The following is a 15,113-nucleotide window of genomic DNA, read 5'->3' on the forward strand; positions in this document are numbered from 1 at the left end:
CTTCGAATGACTATCGACGTGATTAAACTGCGACGCACGGCGCAGCATGGTCAAGAGGGATGGAGGAAACTCCTGCCGCTGCGCCAGGCGTACCCCAGCCAACCCGGACAGCAGCGTCAGTTGCTGGACTGGCTGCCCAATAGCAAAGGCGTTTCTGCCACCTTGGCATATTCGTCGTCGCTGAACAAGCGCGAGCGGCTCAGAAACCTGAGGCCGCTGCCGTTTTCCAGGGAAAACATGCCGCCGTTGCCCTGCACGACATCGATGATCAGCTGAGTATGTTTCCAATATTCAAACTGCTCGGCGCCGATGTAGAACGGCGCGCCGTCCAGGTCGCCCAGATAGACGTCGGCATCGCCGACCTGGAAATCGCCGAGCGCGTAGCACATGGGCGAACTGCCGTCGCAGCAGCCGCCCGATTGAAAGAACATCACCGGACCGTGCTTTTGCCTGAGGCTGCGCAACAGCTCGAGTGCGGCGGCGGTGGCGCTGACGCGGGCGATAATCGAGGGCATGATTGACCTTGCAGGTAGCAAGCAACTGGTGGCAAAAACGGTCCCGCCTGACGCTTGCCAGGCAGGACCGCAGCGGGTTTAGGCCCCGCCAGGAAATAACTTGAACATTTGGACGGCCGTAGCTGGCGCGCTGCTGCGTTGCCCACCGCTTGCAGTGCTCGCACTGCAGCGCGTCGGGCGCCTTGCATCGCATTCAGCTACGGCCGCCCAAATGCCCAACTTATTCCCTAACGGGCCCTTAGAAAAAGCCCAAGGCGTCGGGACTGTAGCTGACCAGCAGGTTCTTGGTCTGCTGATAATGATCCAGCATCATCTTGTGGTTTTCGCGGCCGATGCCGGATTGCTTGTAGCCGCCGAACGCCGCATGGGCCGGATACAGGTGATAGCAATTGGTCCAGACGCGGCCGGCCTGGATCGCGCGGCCCATGCGGAAGGCGCGCGAGCCGTCGCGCGTCCACAGGCCGGCGCCGAGGCCGTACAAGGTGTCGTTGGCCAGCGCCAGCGCCTCTTCCTCATCCTTGAAGGTGGTTACCGACAGCACCGGGCCGAAGATTTCTTCCTGGAAGATGCGCATCTTGTTGTTGCCTTCAAATACCGTCGGTTCCACATAGAAGCCGGCATCGAAATCGCCGCCCAGCTGCTTGCGCGTGCCGCCGGTGAGAAGCTTGGCGCCCTCCTGCTTGCCGATGTCGATGTAAGACATGATCTTTTCCAGCTGCTCCTGCGACGCCTGGGCGCCGATCATGGTTGCACTGTCGAGCGGATTGCCCTGCTTGATGGCCTTGACCCGCTTCAACGCGCGCTCCATGAAACGCTCATAGATCGATTCCTGGATCAGCGCGCGCGAAGGACAGGTGCAGACCTCCCCCTGGTTCAGCGCAAACATGGCGAAGCCTTCCAGGCATTTGTCGAAGAAGGCATCGTCCTGGTCCATCACGTCGGCAAAGAACACGTTCGGCGACTTGCCGCCCAGTTCCAGCGTCACCGGAATGATGTTTTGCGAGGCATATTGCATGATCAGGCGGCCGGTGGTGGTTTCGCCGGTGAAAGCGATCTTGGCGATGCGCTTGCTGGACGCCAGCGGCTTGCCGGCTTCCAGGCCGAAACCGTTGACGATATTCAGGACGCCGGGAGGCAGCAGATCTTGCACCAGCTCGATCCAGACCATGATCGAAGCCGGCGTCTGCTCGGCCGGCTTGATTACCACGCAATTGCCGGCCGCCAGCGCCGGCGCCAGCTTCCACACCGCCATCAGGATCGGGAAGTTCCAGGGAATGATCTGGCCGACCACGCCCAGCGGCTCATGGAAATGATAGGCATAGGTCTGCTCGTCGATGGTCGCCACCGAGCCTTCCTGGGCGCGGATGCAGCCGGCAAAATAGCGGAAGTGGTCGATCGCCAGCGGAATGTCGGCGGCGGTGGTTTCCCGGATCGGCTTGCCGTTGTCGATGGTTTCGGCGATCGCCAGCAATTCCAGGTTGGCTTCCATGCGATCGGCGATCTTGTTCAGGATGTTGGCGCGCTCGGCCGGCGAGGTCTTGCCCCAGGCGGTCTTGGCGGCGTGGGCGGCGTCCAGCGCCAGCTCGATGTCTTCCGCGCTGGAACGGGCGATTTCGCAGAAGGTCTTGCCGATCACCGGACTGACATTCTCGAAATACTCACCCTTGACCGGCGGCACAAACTTGCCGCCGATGAAATTGTCGTAACGTTGCTTGAATGGATTGCGGGTAGCTAGCTTGCTGATGTCTGCGAGATTCATGTCGTCCTCTGTCCTGGTTGGAGTCATTGTCTAGGATGGATAGTTACAAACTACACCTGACATGGCGCAATGAACGTGCCAGCAGCCGGCGCATGCCAGGAGCGGCCAAACACCAGGCAAGAGAGGGGGAGATCGGTTTCGGATGGATGCCTGGACGCCAGGAAGATGTTCAGTTATTGAACAGTTGCGCGGCACATCTGCTGCGAAATGCAACACAGGGACCGGCCGCCATGCTGCGGCCGGGAGACACCGGCATCAGGCCGCGCAACTTTCCTGCGGCGCCGCGGCTTCAGCGTGACCGGCTTCATCGGCCGGCGCGCCATCGTCAACGCTGATGGCGATAGCGACCTGCTCCAGCTTGGTCACCGCCACATTCAGGGAATCGTTGATCTGCGCCCTGGTATGTTCCGGCATGGTCTCGGCGATCTGCGCCACCGCCCCTGCCAGGTCGATCACCGCCAGCGTCAGGTTGGCAATCAGGTCGCGCTCATTCGTCATCTTTTATGGTCCTCATTGTTCTGTGCATGGTCCTGTATCATACGGGGCTGGCATTATTACACTAGCCGGCCGGATACGGCACCGCCCGGCGATAAAAAATGCCCGCGATAATCGATAACCGAATCTTGAATCATCAGACCATGCAGCCGAAATCCCTTTCCGACCAGCGTCCGCCAACATCCCTGGCCTTGTTTTGCAAGGTCGTCGACAACTATGGCGACATCGGCATCTGCTGGCGCCTGGCGCGGCAGCTGGAGCAGGAACATGGGATTGCCGTGACCCTGTGGGTCGACGACTTGCAGAGCTTCCGGCGGATTTGCCCTGAAGTCGGCGTCGACCAGGAGCTGCAGCTGATCAGCGGCGTCACGGTACGCCATTGGCGCGACCAGCAAGGCGCATTCAGCGCGCAAGACGTGGCCGATATCGTGATCGAGTTTTTTGCCTGCGACATTCCACCCGGCTATATCCAGGCGATGTCGGAACGCAGTCCGCGTCCGGTGTGGCTGAACCTGGAAGGACTGAGTGCGGAAGAATGGGTGGAAGGCTGCCACGCCTTGTCGTCGCCGCAGCCGCAATCCTTGACCAAATACTTCTTCTTCCCCGGCTTCACCAGCCGCACCGGCGGCTTGCCGCTGGAATCCGGCTTGCTCCAGCAGCGCCGGGCATTTCAGCAGGATGCGGCGGCAATCAGCGCTTTTCTCGGACAGTTCGGCGTCACGCCGGCCGAGATGGCATCCCTCAAAATCTCCCTGTTCTGCTACCCCCAGGCACCGGTTGCCGAGCTGTTCGCAACCTGGCAAGACAGCGGCCGGACGATCACCTGCCTGGTGCCGGAAGGCGTGGCCACCGATGCCGTCCAGGCATTTCTCGGACAAGCCGCCACCGCAGGCGCCAGCGCCAACCGCGGCGCGCTGACCGTGCGCGTGCTGCCCTTCGTGCCGCAGCCCGATTACGACAAGCTGCTATGGGCTTGCGACCTCAATTTCGTCCGCGGCGAGGATTCTTTCGTGCGCGCGCAGTGGGCCGCCAAGCCGTTCATCTGGCATATCTATCCGCAAGACAAGGATTTGCATCACGTCAAGCTCAATGCCTTCCTGCAAGCGACCAGCGCAAAAACCGCCAGCCTGATTGCTTTCACCCTGGGATGGAACGGCGCCGCCGGCGAAGCCGTCGACTGGAACGTGGCATGGCGCCGGCTTGAGGCCGAGCTGCCGGAAATTGCCAGATTGTCTACAAGTTGGGAGAGTCAATTGCTGGCAAATGGCGACCTGGCCGCCAATTTATGCAAGTTCGTCGAAACAGTTAAGTAAGGGGCATGGAAAAATAGGTTAAAATATAGGGCTAATTTTTGACGCATTCTAAAATTCAATCATACGTGGGCTTGCGGTGCTTCCTGCCAGTAGGCTACAGATGATTTTTATGCAACCTACTTTTTACGTATATTCGCTATGAAACCAGCAAAAGAAATTCGTGTCGGCAACATCATCATGGTTGACAGCAAGCCTATGATCGTTCTGCGCTCCGACGTCAACGGTTCGAGCCGCACGGGCTTCACCTACAAGTGGAAGATGAAGAACCTGCTGACCAACAGCCCGCAGGAAAACGTCTTCCGCGGCGACGACAAGTTCGACGTGGTCGTCCTCGACAAGAAGCCAGTCACCTATTCGTACTTCGCCGATCCGCTGTTCGTGTTCATGGATGCTGATTACGAACAATACGAAATCGAAGAAGAAAACCTGGGCGACGCCCTGCACTACCTGAAAGACGGCATGGAATGCGAAGCCGTGTTTTACGACGGCAAGGCAATTTCGGTCGAACTGCCGACCACGATCCAGCGCCAGGTGGTCTACTCGGAGCCGGCGGTCAAGGGCAACACTTCGGGCAACGTCCTGAAAGAAGCCAAGATTGAAAACGCCATCGAAGCCAACCAGCACATCGTCATGGTGCCGCTGTTCGTCAGCTCCGACGACGTGATTGAAATCGACACACGCACCAACGAGTTCAAGAAGCGCGCTTAATAATAGCCCCCCCCCTTCTGCCCGCTAAAAAACGCTGCCGATCATCGGCGGCGTTTTTTTTGCCTGCGCAATTTTTCGGAGCGAGTGCTCAATCACATCACCCCCCCCAAAAAAAAACAGCATCCACCCGCGCTGGTTTTCCGACATGGAAATCAAGTCCGGGATCAAATCAGGTCGATATTTGAGCGAGGATTCACTTCTTAACTGACTCCATCATCCCCGCGAACGCGGGATCCATTTTCACGGCCATATTCAGCAACCTGGATTCCCGCGTTCGCGGGAATGTCGGGGACGCCTAGTCGGGGACGCCTAGTTGGGAACACCTAGTCCGCAGCGCGCAGCGAGGGGTTGCCCAGACACGGCCGACCAGGCGGGGTCGCCTCGCCTGGACAAAGCCCCCGCGCTATTGGCCGGCCCGATTACTTAGCGAGCACTTCCGCCAGCCTCTTGTTGCCCATGCCAAAACTGGCAATCACCGCCAGGCTGGTCAGCGCCAGGAACCCACCCAGCCACAGCGTGGCGGAAATCCCTACCGCATCGACCACCACGCCGCCGGTGAAGGAACCCAGCGCGATCGCCACCTGGACGATGCTGACGAACAGCGCCGAGCCGGCTTCCGGCAAATCCGGAGAAGAGAGCTGCAGCCAAATGCTGAGGCAGAGCGGGATCGCGCCGAAGGCGACGCCCCAGGCCAGCACCATGACCGCCACCGCAGCGGGCGACGCATGCACCAGCGGCAATGTCGCCAGGGCCACCAGCAAGATCGCCACCATGGCGAACAGCGAAGCCTGCAGATGACGCGTCACGGTCGTCGAGATCGCCAGGTTGGCGATAAAGCCGACGAAGCCGAAGCCCAGCAGCACCGACGTAATCGCCGGCAAGCTGAAGTTGTTTTGCGCAAGGAAAGGCGTGACATAGGTATAGGACGAGAAATGCGCACCAAACACCAGCGCCACCATCAGCAGGCTCTTGCGGGCAGTCGAGCGGCTCAGCAGGGCACGCAGGTCGCTGAAGCGGATCGCCGCCTTGGACGGCAAGGATGGCAACAGGAAAGCCTGCGCCGCCAGCGCCACCGCTGCCAGGGCGCCGGTGGCGATGAACGAGGCGCGCCACGAATACAGCCCGCTGATGAAGGTGCCGAGCGGCACGCCGATCACGGTAGCGAAAGTGACGCCGCTCAGTATCATCGCCGTCGCCTTGGCCGCGTGCTCTTGCCGCACCAGCCGTCCCGCAGTCGCCAGCGCCAGGGTCCAGAAACCGCCCAAGGCCGCCCCCAGCAGGGCGCGCCCCAGCAGCATGATGCCGAAGCTGGGCGCGAAGGCCGACACCAGGTTCGATGTCAGCAGCAGGATAGAGAGCGCCAGCAGGATGAAGCGGCGGTCAATCCGCCCTGCTCCCAGCATCAGGCCCGGCGCCGAAATCGCGGCGATGATGCCGGGCGTGGTCACCATCAGGCCCGCCGTGCCCGGCGAGACGCCGAGATCGCTGGCGATCTGCGGCAGCAGACCCACCGGCAGGAATTCCGTCGTCACGAAAGCAAAAGCGCCTATCGCCACCGACACCACCGACAGCCAGGAGCGCAGCGGCGATGCCGCGCTGGCCGCGTGGGCCGGCATATCCAGAAGGCTGTCGTTTTGCGCGCTGAGCGCCGCCAGATTTTTTTCCATGTAAAACTCCCCTGCGCCTGGTCCAGGACCAGCGATTAAATAAGCCGAATAAAAAATTGATTCAGACCAGCCGGCCGGCCTTGACCCGCTACCCACTACCCGCCCGCTCGCCGACTGCACTGCAATGGCATCGAAGCGATGCGATACGATGCGCCTCGATTAAACTGTATTATTTTTAGATACAGTTAAGAACATAAAAATAGGATCGAAATGATCCTTCCTGCCCCGAAAAAACTAACTGTAATATACCAGAATACAGTTATCCATAAAAAAACAGCCTATTTTCCAGCCCTGCCGGCGATCTTGTTGACCAGCTCGCACAGCTTTCTTTCCCGCAAAATATCCAGCAAAGCACTTTCCACTTCCGACACCACCGGGTCCAGCACCATGTCCATGCCGCAGCTGACCGGGCAGCACAGGTCTTTCGAGCGCGTATTGTGCTTCAGCACCGGCCCCTCTTCCACCGCCAGGTAAATCTCGGCCAGGTTGATGGCAGATGCCGGCCGCGCCAGCTGCACGCCGCCGCCCTTGCCTTCCTTGGTCACCACCAGCTTGGCCTTGCTCAGCTTGCGCAGCAGCTCGCGCACGAAAACCGGATTAGTATTGACGCTGGCAGCAATCGCCGTGGACGGGAAATACACTTCCCCGCCCCTGGTGGCGTACTCCACGCTGACTAAGATATGCGCCGCGACGGCAAATCGACTGGACTTCATACTGTAATTATATTGCATACAGATAATCGTGCAACGAATATCTTGGTATATGCTTATGAGGCTGCCGGCGCGCGCGGCCAATCACTATCTGAATGACGAGAACAACATGCCCAAGTACCTGGAAAGAGACGCCGTGGTGGAGCTGGAGGATTTGCCGAATATCAGCAAGGCCGGCGCCGCCGACCTGCGCTGCATCGGCATCCTGCAGCCGGCGCAGCTGATCGGCAAATCGCCGCTGCAGATGTATGAGAAATTATGCAGCACGACCGGCGCCCGCCACGATCCCTGCGTGATCGACGTGTTCATGTCGGCGGTGCGCTATATGGAAGGCGCCGAGCCGCTGCCGTGGTGGTCGTACACGGCAGAGCGCAAGCGCCTGCTCAAGTCTGGCTAGGCGATAAATCAATCCGCCTTGGCCAGCATATTGAAAATGCTGGAAAAATCCAGGCCGCCGGCGCCGCTCTTGCTGTGGATATCGTACAGGTTGCGCGCCAGCGCGCCGAGCGGCACGCTGCTGCCGGTCGAGAGCGAGTTCTCCACCGCCAGCCCGAGGTCTTTCAGCATCAGGTCGACGCCGAAACCGCCGCTGTAGCCCTTGGAGGCCGGTGCATTTTCCATCACGCCGGGACAAGGGTTGTAGACTTCCAGCGCCCAATTGCGGCCCGAGCTCTTGGCCATGATTTCCGACAGCACCTTGGGATCCATGCCGTTCGCCATGCCCAGCCGGATCGCTTCCGAGGTGCCTATCATCAGGATCCCCAGCAGCATGTTGTTGCACACCTTTACGGTCTGGCCGCTGCCATTGTCGCCGGCATGGAAGATCGCCTTGCCCATCTTTTCCAGATACGGCTTGGCCGCGGCGAAGCCTTCGGCCGAGCCGCCGACCATGAAAGTCAGCGTGCCGGCCTGCGCGCCGCCGGTGCCGCCGGAGACCGGCGCATCGAGCATGGTGAAGCCCTTGTCGCGCGCTGCCGCCGCTACCTTGCGGGCAGCGTCGGGAGCGATGGTGGAGCAGTCGATCAGCAAAGTGCCGGGCGCGGCCTGCGCCAGGATGCCGCTGGCGCCGAGATAGGCGCCTTCGACATGGCGGCTAGCGGGCAGCATGGTGATGATCACCTTGGCGGCGCCGACAGCGGCGGCCAGGTCGGCGCCAGTACTGCCGCCGCCGGCGGCGAATTTCTCGACGCTGGCGGCGACCAGGTCATGGCCGCTGACCTTGTGGCCAGCCTTGACCAGGTTGAGCGCCATCGGCAAACCCATGTTGCCGAGGCCGATAAAAACGATTTCGTGGTTCATGCTAAGTCTCTTTCTCGCGTGGTCTTGCATCGCCTGCCGCCGTCACCTGCATGGCGGCGGCAGGCTGCCTCGTCACTTCATCGAAATGGTGGTATTGATCTCGCCGCCATCCGCATCCGGCGCAAACCAGCGCGCGGTCACGGTCTTGGTCTGGGTCCAGAACTGCACCGCCTGCTTGCCGTTAGGACCGAGGTCGCCCAGTTTCGAGGCGCGCGAACCGGTGAAGCTGAAGTACGCCACCGGCACCGGGATCGGCACGTTGATGCCGACCTGGCCGACGTCGATTTCGTTCTGGAACTTGCGCGCGGCCCAGCCGGAGGAAGTGAAGATCGACGTGCCGTTGCCGTTCGGATTGGCGTTGATGAAGGCGATCGCTTCATCCAGCGTTTCCAGCTCGACCACGCACATGGCCGGGCCGAAAATCTCCTGCGTATAGATATCCATTTTCTCGGTAACGCCGGCGAAAATCGTCGGGCCGACGAAATTACCGTCAGGATAACCAGCCACCTGGCAGTTGCGGCCATCGAGCAGCAGCTGCGCGCCCTGCTCCACGCCCGATCCGATCAGGCGCTCGGTACGCGCCTTGGCGGCTTTCGACACCATCGGGCCGAGATCCGCCTGGCGGTCGCTGCCCGGGCCGATCTTCAGGCCGCGCGAACGTTCGACGATTTCCGGCAGCCAGGAACGCGCCTTGCCGACCAGCAGCACCATCGAGTTCGCCATGCAACGCTGGCCAGCCGCGCCGAAGGCCGCGCCCAGCAGGTTGTTGATGGCCTGGTCCTTGTTGGCGTCGGGCAGCACGATGCAATGGTTCTTCGCGCCCATCATGCATTGCGCGCGCTTGCCGGCTTCGCTGGCGCGGCGGTAGATATGGGTGCCGACGCTGGTCGAGCCGATGAAGGAAATCGCCTTGATGTCAGGGTGATCGCACAGCATGTTGGCGACGTCCGGGCCGCCGTGCACCACGTTCAGCACGCCCGGCGGCAAGCCGGCCTGCTGCGCCAGTTCAACCAGGAACAGCGACGACGACGGATCCTGCTCGGAGGGCTTGAGGATAAAGGTATTGCCGCAGGCGACCGCCACCGGGAACATGAAGCAAGGCAGCATCACCGGGAAGTTGAAAGCGGTAATGCCGGCGCCCACGCCCAGCGGCTGGTTGATGGTGTAGACATCGACGCCGCTGGCGGCGTTTTCCGCCAGCTCGCCCATCTGCAGCGAGGTGATGGAACAGGCATGCTCGACCACTTCCAGGCCGCGCATGACTTCGCCTTCGGCATCCGGCAACGTCTTGCCGTGTTCGCGGGTGATCAGCTCGGCCAGCGGCGCGATGTTTTCGCGCAGCAGCTGCTGGAACTTGAGCATGATGCGCATGCGCTGCGCCAGCGAGGTATTGCGCCAGCTGGCGAAGGCTTGCTTGGCGTTGGCGACCGCGTGGTCGACTTCGGCCTTGGTGGCGAACGGCACCCGCGCCACGATTTCCTGGGTGGCCGGATTGAGGACGTCGCGCCATTCAGTGCTGGTGGACTGTACGGCTTTGCCGCCGATGTAGAGCGGAACGTTTGGGATCGACATGATGACTTCCTTCAAATGAAAAACAGAACGCAGACAAAAATAAGCAAAAACAGGCGCCGTCCGGCTCAGCGCCGAACGGCATTTTTATTTGGTCAAGGAACAGGAAGCATCCATGGGCTTGAACGCCTGCTGCGCCGGGATGGTCGACAGCAGCTTGAGATAATCCCAAGGCGCTTTCGATTCGGCCGGGGTCTTGACCTGGTACAGATACATGTCATGGATCACGCGGCCGTCGGCACGGATGGAAGCGTTGCGCATGACCGCATCGTGGATGGGAATTTCGCGCATCTTCTGGGTCACGACTTTCCAGTCGTGCGACTTGGCGGCAGCTGCGGCTTTCAGGTAGTGATACACGCTGGAGTAGACGCCGGCATGCACCATGGTCGGCTTGCTGCCTTTGTTCAGCGCTTCAAACCGCTTGGAGAAAGCGCGCGTATCGTTGTCGAAATCCCAGTAGAAACCGTCGGTGTAGACCAGGCCCTGGGCATCGTTGAGGCCAAGCGCATGGACATCCGACAGGAACACCAGCAGTGCCGCCAGGCGCTGGTTCTTGCTGCCGACGCCGAACGAGCGTGCCGCCTTGATCGCATTCACCGTATCCTGGCCGCCATCGGCCAGGCCGATCACTTGCGCTTTCGAACTCTGCGCCTGCAGCAGGAAGGAGGAGAAGTCGCTGGCGTTCAAGGGATGGCGGACCGAACCGACTACTGTGCCGCCCAGGCTCTTGACGACATCGCCCGCATCTTTTTCCAGCGATTGGCCGAAGGCGTAGTCGACCGTAACGAAATACCAGGATTTCTGCCCCATCTTGGTCAAGGCGGCAGCGGCGCCGGCCGCTTGCGAATAGGTATCGAACATCCAGTGGAAGCCGTTAGGCGCGCATTCGGCGTTGGTCAGCACGGTGGTGGCCGGGCCGCCGTACATGGCGATGCCGCCCTTGTCGCGGATCAGCTTTTGCACCGCCAGCGCCACCGAGGAATTGGTCAGGTCGGCGATGGCGTCCACCTTGTCGCGGTCCAGCCATTCGCGCGCCTTGGAAGCGCCGATGTCCGCCTTGTTTTGATGGTCAGCGGTGAGCAGCTCGATTTTCATGCCCTTGCATTCGGCCTTCATGCAATCCTCGATCGCCATCTTGGCCGCCGCCACCGAGCCCGCCCCGCCCATCGCCGCATACGGACCCGACATATCGGTCAGGATGCCGACCTTGTAGACGTCGCTGTCCTGGGCCCGCGCCTGGCCGAGCGCCAGCAAACCCGTTAACGAAAAGACCACGGCCGAACCAGCTGCAAGCAGCCTGCGCTTTGTCATCCTTGTCTCCTGTTTGCAGGGTGGCACGCAATGCCCGCTCTGCGTCGTTTTTATAAAATTTTCTGTAGAGACATTCTGCATGTGCATTATTATTGAAACAATAGACAATAATCCACAATGGCTTTGCATTTTTGCAAAGCGAGGAGATGCAGGTGAAACCGACAAATGCCGTGCTGGACTGGGACAACCTGCGGGTGTTCCTGGAACTGACGCGCAGCCAGGGACTGGTGGAAGCGGCCAAGAAACTTGGCATAGACCACTCGACCGTATCGCGCCGCATGCGCCGCTTTGAAGAACAGATCGGCAGCCAGCTGTTCGAGCGCAACAACCAGGGCTACACGCTGACCGCCGAAGGCCACCGCCTGATCGAATACGCGGAAAAGATGGAAAGCACCATGTACGCCGCCGCCGAGGAACTGAGCGGCCACAACCGCCTGCTGTCGGGCCAGGTGCGGCTGGGCGCCACCGAAGGCTTCGGCACCTTCGTGCTGGCGCCGCACCTGGCGCACTTCTGCGCACGCCATCCGCACATCACGGTCGACCTGCTGCCGGTGCCGCGCTTCGTCAACCTCTCCAAGCGCGAAGCCGACATCGGCGTCACCATCGAACGCCCGCAGAGCGGCAACTATGTGGTCACCAAGCTGACCGACTATCTGCTCAAGCTGTACGCCACCCGCTCCTACCTGGACCGCCACGCGCCGATCAAGACACTGCAGGACCTCAGCCAGCACGCCTTCATCGGCTATGTCGACGACCTGGTGTTCAGCGAAGAGCTGCGCTACAAGGAAAACGTCGCCCCGGCCGCCCACCGCGCCTTCCGCAGCACCAGCGTGATCGCCCAGTACACGGCGGCGCGCAGCGGCCAGGGGCTGGCGATCCTGCCCTGCTTCCTGGCGCAGCAAAGCGAGGACCTGGTGCCGGTGCTGGATGGCCAGGTCGATATCCAGCGCGCATTCTGGCTGGTGGCCGCCACCGAAACCCGCAATGTGGCGCGGGTGGCGGCGCTATGGCGTTATCTGCGCGAGGTGATCGAACCCAACCGCCCCTACCTGATGGGCGAGTCGCGCGAGATGATCTGCCAGGCCGACTGATGCGGAAGCGCGGGAAAATTACGGCGCTACGAACGCGGCGCCACGCAGTGATTGATGAAGGCGCGCACCTTTTGAGAAGCGGCTCCCGGGATATCCACCTTGAAGCCGAAGAAGGCGGCGTCGTCGCGCGCGACCTGCATGGCGTGGCCGACCGAGCGGCTCGCTGCTATGCGGCCGGCCTGCTCCGGCGTCAGCGTGAAGAAGGTTTGCAGCTCGCCCTTGTCAGCCACCACGCTGTCCGGATCAGGCAAGGCGACCATGCCGCCGTCGAGCAATAGCGAATGGGCCCAGCGGCCGACAGCCATGGCGTCGGCTTTATCGCCGGCCTGGTAAAAGGTGAACATCTGGATCTTTTGCTGGTCGCACAGGAAGGCGATTTTGCCGCGGCCGTATTCTGTGTCCTGCATGCCGCGCAGGTATTCGCCGCCATCGGTCACTTCCAGCGACCAGTCGGCAGGCTGACGGCCGTTGTTGACCACATTCAGCGCCTTCAGCTCGGCATCGCTCAGCAGGTAGATGCCGTGTTCGCCCTGCTGCACCAGCAGATCGAGCAAACCCTGTCCTACGCCCATCACCCGGATGTAATGCGCGATGCCGGCCGACACGATCTGCCCGGTATCGAGGTCGCCGGCAGCGGGCCCGGAGGTGCGCGATACGCGATGCACACCGTATTGCGACCCCTCGCCGACATAGCGGTAGACGCCGCCCAGGAAGGCCAGCGAACAGGCGCTGTAGCAGACACCCGGCCGGGGCGCGGCTGACGCCAGGCCGGCGCCGCCTTGAGTGCCGCGCCCCGCCATATAGCGTCCGACATGCGTGCTGGCCCGTGCCTGCCGCAGCAGCTGGCCGATTTCCATGCCGGCGAACAGATCGCCGCCGGTCGAATCGAGATAGACTTCCACGCCTGCCGATCCGGTCCGCGCCAGAGCTGCCTTTACCCGCGCCGGCGCAGCGGCATCGATTTCGCCATCGAGGCTCATGATCCACGATGCGCCAAGGCCGTCCGCCGCGGCGCGGCCCGGCTGGTCCAGATGCACTGCCATGACAGCGGCACCGGCACCGGCCGCGCAAAGGAATATCGAAACGCCAACAAGACTGCGCAGCATCGAAATCATGGGGTCCGTTCTCATTTATCATTCGGGAATATGAGCTGTGTCTTTGCGCTCTGCATAAAATAATAGAACACAATGAAGCCTGTGCCGAAGTAATTTCCCTCATCTCTCTTGCCCCGATCCCGCCATGATCCTGACCGGCCCCGAACTTGCCCAAATACTTGAATTTGCCGAAGCCAGCCATTTAAGCAGACAGACCGACGCTTACCGTGAGTGGAGCGGAAACCCGCGCGCCCGGGCTATTGCCGTCGCCGGCGGCATCGCGGCGCTGACCGATCCGGCCTTCGGGCGCAAGCTCAACCACGTCACCGGCTGCGGCATGGATGCGCCGCTGCAGGCAGCAGAACTGGCCGGACTGGAAAGCATGTATGCCGCGCAAGGGCTGGAGACGCAGATAGATCTTTGTCCGCATGCGCACAGCGGGACGCTGGCGCTTTTGGCAGAACACGGCTATGCGGTCAATGCCTTCAGCAATACTTATGTGCGCAGCCTGGCTGCAGCAGATGTGCGCACCGCCGCAGCCAACGGCATTGAAATAATCGGCGACCAGGCCTGGGTAGCCGCCAGGTTTGCAACGCACTCGGTCGCGGGATTTTCGGTGCAGGCGGTCAAGCGCCCGCCCGCCTTGCTGGAAGCGCTGGCGCAGATCGCGTTGCGACGCAGCGACACGCGGCTGTTTGCCGCGACCGTAGACGGCCAGATCGCCGGCACGGCGGGGATGAGCCTGATCGAGACGCCCGCCGGCTTGCTGGCGCACTTGTACATCGCCAGCACCTTGCCTGCCTATCGCGCACGCGGGGTGCAGCTGGCGCTCTTGCACGCCAGGCTGGATGCCGCGCGCGAAGCCGGCTGCAGGCTGGCCAGCGTCACCGCCCGGCCGGCCAACGCCAGTGCGCGCAACACCGAACGCGCGGGCTTCAGCCTGGCCTACGCCAAGGCGACTTTCAGCAAGCGCCTGGCTTAAGCTAGCGTCCCGTCAGGTTTCATTGATCTGCACCGCGATGCCGTCCGCCTGCACCGTGATCTCGCCGGGCTCGAAGGCTTTCCCGCTCAGGCGCAGTTCATCGGCGGTAAAGGTATAGATCGGGTAATCCTTCAGCACCTGCTCGGCAACCATGGCGCCGATCTGGCTCAGCTGCTCCCGGTATTGCGGCGGCACGCTGCTGAAATCGATGGTGTCGACGGTGGGGCTGTCAAGACGGATGGCGCGCGTTGCCTTGTCGTACTTCAGGCGGCTGCTCAAGGTGATATTGCCGTTCAGCGGCGCCGCCAGCAGCAAGGGGCTGAGCACGCTGACATGCACCAGCGTGACGACCCGGTTCTGCGGCGCATTGAGGCTCAGCAGCGGGTTTTTCAAATCGACGTTGAACACTTCCGCATAACGCAGCCGCAGCGGAAATTTGCGCTCGATGGCGCTCTGCAGCTGTTGCTGCGTAAACGTGTATTCATTGGACCAGATGTTGTAGCCGGCCCAGGCGCCGCCGGCAGCGCCGAACGCGCCCAGCGCCAGCAGCGATTTGATCAGCATGCGCCGCTTCAAAGTTATTTCCATAGCCATTCTTGT

At 61.5% G+C, this 15,113-nt stretch carries 15 protein-coding genes; 5 read left to right on the forward strand and 10 right to left on the reverse strand.

Annotated elements, in window-relative coordinates; genetic code table 11:
* Nucleotides 1–116: 116 nt before the first annotated feature.
* From KHU30_RS07380 to KHU30_RS07390, 3 genes are all read right to left on the reverse strand, one after another.
* On the reverse strand, nucleotides 117–515 hold the full coding sequence (locus KHU30_RS07380; RefSeq protein ID WP_211441903.1) for a DUF779 domain-containing protein: 399 nt from the start codon (nucleotides 513–515) through the stop codon (nucleotides 117–119).
* A gap of 238 nt (nucleotides 516–753) precedes the next feature.
* Entirely contained in the window at nucleotides 754–2,274 is a 1,521-nt protein-coding gene (adh, locus tag KHU30_RS07385) for an aldehyde dehydrogenase (RefSeq protein ID WP_211441904.1), read from the reverse strand.
* Nucleotides 2,275–2,529: 255 nt separating this feature from the next.
* Complete coding sequence (locus tag KHU30_RS07390) at nucleotides 2,530–2,772, reverse strand: hypothetical protein (RefSeq protein WP_211441905.1); 243 nt, start codon at nucleotides 2,770–2,772, stop codon at nucleotides 2,530–2,532.
* 140 nt (nucleotides 2,773–2,912) lie between these two features.
* Here KHU30_RS07390 and earP point away from each other — a divergent pair, with 140 nt between their 5' ends.
* Nucleotides 2,913–4,082, forward strand: coding sequence for an elongation factor P maturation arginine rhamnosyltransferase EarP (gene earP / locus KHU30_RS07395; protein ID WP_211441906.1), 1,170 nt, complete (start codon nucleotides 2,913–2,915; stop codon nucleotides 4,080–4,082).
* A 138-nt stretch (nucleotides 4,083–4,220) separates the two neighbouring features.
* On the forward strand, nucleotides 4,221–4,790 hold the full coding sequence (locus KHU30_RS07400; RefSeq protein ID WP_211441907.1) for an elongation factor P: 570 nt from the start codon (nucleotides 4,221–4,223) through the stop codon (nucleotides 4,788–4,790).
* A 419-nt stretch (nucleotides 4,791–5,209) separates the two neighbouring features.
* Here KHU30_RS07400 and KHU30_RS07405 read toward each other — a convergent pair whose 3' ends face one another.
* Nucleotides 5,210–6,457, reverse strand: a complete 1,248-nt coding sequence (locus tag KHU30_RS07405) for an MFS transporter (protein ID WP_211441908.1) — start codon at nucleotides 6,455–6,457, stop codon at nucleotides 5,210–5,212.
* 278 nt (nucleotides 6,458–6,735) lie between these two features.
* Complete coding sequence (locus KHU30_RS07410; protein WP_211441909.1) at nucleotides 6,736–7,170, reverse strand: Rrf2 family transcriptional regulator; 435 nt, start codon at nucleotides 7,168–7,170, stop codon at nucleotides 6,736–6,738.
* Between the two features lie 49 nt (nucleotides 7,171–7,219).
* Here KHU30_RS07410 and KHU30_RS07415 point away from each other — a divergent pair, with 49 nt between their 5' ends.
* Nucleotides 7,220–7,564, forward strand: a complete 345-nt coding sequence (locus KHU30_RS07415) for a helix-hairpin-helix domain-containing protein (protein WP_230427221.1) — start codon at nucleotides 7,220–7,222, stop codon at nucleotides 7,562–7,564.
* 8 nt (nucleotides 7,565–7,572) lie between these two features.
* On the opposite strand, the gene mmsB is transcribed toward KHU30_RS07415, so the two are convergent.
* The 3 genes from mmsB to KHU30_RS07430 all read right to left on the reverse strand — a co-directional run bounded on the left by mmsB (nucleotide 7,573) and on the right by KHU30_RS07430 (nucleotide 11,346).
* On the reverse strand, nucleotides 7,573–8,466 hold the full coding sequence (mmsB, locus tag KHU30_RS07420) for a 3-hydroxyisobutyrate dehydrogenase (protein WP_211441910.1): 894 nt from the start codon (nucleotides 8,464–8,466) through the stop codon (nucleotides 7,573–7,575).
* A 72-nt stretch (nucleotides 8,467–8,538) separates the two neighbouring features.
* A complete protein-coding gene (locus KHU30_RS07425) occupies nucleotides 8,539–10,038 on the reverse strand; it encodes a CoA-acylating methylmalonate-semialdehyde dehydrogenase (RefSeq protein WP_211441911.1) in 1,500 nt (499 codons plus the stop codon).
* Between the two features lie 84 nt (nucleotides 10,039–10,122).
* Complete coding sequence (locus tag KHU30_RS07430) at nucleotides 10,123–11,346, reverse strand: ABC transporter substrate-binding protein (RefSeq protein WP_211441912.1); 1,224 nt, start codon at nucleotides 11,344–11,346, stop codon at nucleotides 10,123–10,125.
* 170 nt (nucleotides 11,347–11,516) lie between these two features.
* On the opposite strand from KHU30_RS07430, the gene KHU30_RS07435 reads away from it, so the two are divergent.
* Nucleotides 11,517–12,437 carry a LysR family transcriptional regulator gene (locus KHU30_RS07435; protein WP_211442265.1) on the forward strand — a complete coding sequence of 307 codons (921 nt, stop codon included), beginning with the start codon at nucleotides 11,517–11,519 and terminating at the stop codon, nucleotides 12,435–12,437.
* 26 nt (nucleotides 12,438–12,463) lie between these two features.
* Here the strand turns inward: KHU30_RS07435 and KHU30_RS07440 are convergent, their stop codons facing one another.
* The gene (locus tag KHU30_RS07440) at nucleotides 12,464–13,480 is read right to left on the reverse strand and encodes a COG3904 family protein (RefSeq protein ID WP_211441913.1); all 1,017 of its coding nucleotides are present in this window, start codon (nucleotides 13,478–13,480) and stop codon (nucleotides 12,464–12,466) included.
* 196 nt (nucleotides 13,481–13,676) lie between these two features.
* Here KHU30_RS07440 and KHU30_RS07445 point away from each other — a divergent pair, with 196 nt between their 5' ends.
* Entirely contained in the window at nucleotides 13,677–14,513 is an 837-nt protein-coding gene (locus KHU30_RS07445) for a GNAT family N-acetyltransferase (RefSeq protein WP_211441914.1), read from the forward strand.
* Between the two features lie 12 nt (nucleotides 14,514–14,525).
* On the opposite strand, the gene KHU30_RS07450 is transcribed toward KHU30_RS07445, so the two are convergent.
* Nucleotides 14,526–15,101 carry a DUF1439 domain-containing protein gene (locus tag KHU30_RS07450; protein WP_230427223.1) on the reverse strand — a complete coding sequence of 192 codons (576 nt, stop codon included), beginning with the start codon at nucleotides 15,099–15,101 and terminating at the stop codon, nucleotides 14,526–14,528.
* Nucleotides 15,102–15,113 lie beyond the last annotated feature (12 nt).

Origin of the sequence: Collimonas humicola (genome assembly GCF_018304945.1) — a bacterium.
Classification (GTDB): Bacteria; Pseudomonadota; Gammaproteobacteria; order Burkholderiales; family Burkholderiaceae_D; genus Collimonas; species Collimonas humicola.

Bases quoted from the DNA above. Each gene is read 5' to 3' on its own strand.
- KHU30_RS07430 (WP_211441912.1), bottom strand. From the start codon at position 11,346: ATGACAAAGCGCAGGCTGCTTGCAGCTGGTTCGGCCGTGGTCTTTTCG.
- earP (WP_211441906.1), top strand. From the start codon at position 2,913: ATGCAGCCGAAATCCCTTTCCGACCAGCGTCCGCCAACATCCCTGGCC.
- KHU30_RS07400 (WP_211441907.1), top strand. From the start codon at position 4,221: ATGAAACCAGCAAAAGAAATTCGTGTCGGCAACATCATCATGGTTGAC.
- KHU30_RS07410 (WP_211441909.1), bottom strand. From the start codon at position 7,170: ATGAAGTCCAGTCGATTTGCCGTCGCGGCGCATATCTTAGTCAGCGTG.
- KHU30_RS07450 (WP_230427223.1), bottom strand. From the start codon at position 15,101: ATGGAAATAACTTTGAAGCGGCGCATGCTGATCAAATCGCTGCTGGCG.
- KHU30_RS07425 (WP_211441911.1), bottom strand. From the start codon at position 10,038: ATGTCGATCCCAAACGTTCCGCTCTACATCGGCGGCAAAGCCGTACAG.
- KHU30_RS07415 (WP_230427221.1), top strand. From the start codon at position 7,220: ATGCTTATGAGGCTGCCGGCGCGCGCGGCCAATCACTATCTGAATGAC.
- mmsB (WP_211441910.1), bottom strand. From the start codon at position 8,466: ATGAACCACGAAATCGTTTTTATCGGCCTCGGCAACATGGGTTTGCCG.
- KHU30_RS07445 (WP_211441914.1), top strand. From the start codon at position 13,677: ATGATCCTGACCGGCCCCGAACTTGCCCAAATACTTGAATTTGCCGAA.
- KHU30_RS07405 (WP_211441908.1), bottom strand. From the start codon at position 6,457: ATGGAAAAAAATCTGGCGGCGCTCAGCGCGCAAAACGACAGCCTTCTG.
- KHU30_RS07390 (WP_211441905.1), bottom strand. From the start codon at position 2,772: ATGACGAATGAGCGCGACCTGATTGCCAACCTGACGCTGGCGGTGATC.
- adh (WP_211441904.1), bottom strand. From the start codon at position 2,274: ATGAATCTCGCAGACATCAGCAAGCTAGCTACCCGCAATCCATTCAAG.
- KHU30_RS07380 (WP_211441903.1), bottom strand. From the start codon at position 515: ATGCCCTCGATTATCGCCCGCGTCAGCGCCACCGCCGCCGCACTCGAG.
- KHU30_RS07440 (WP_211441913.1), bottom strand. From the start codon at position 13,480: ATGGCAGTGCATCTGGACCAGCCGGGCCGCGCCGCGGCGGACGGCCTT.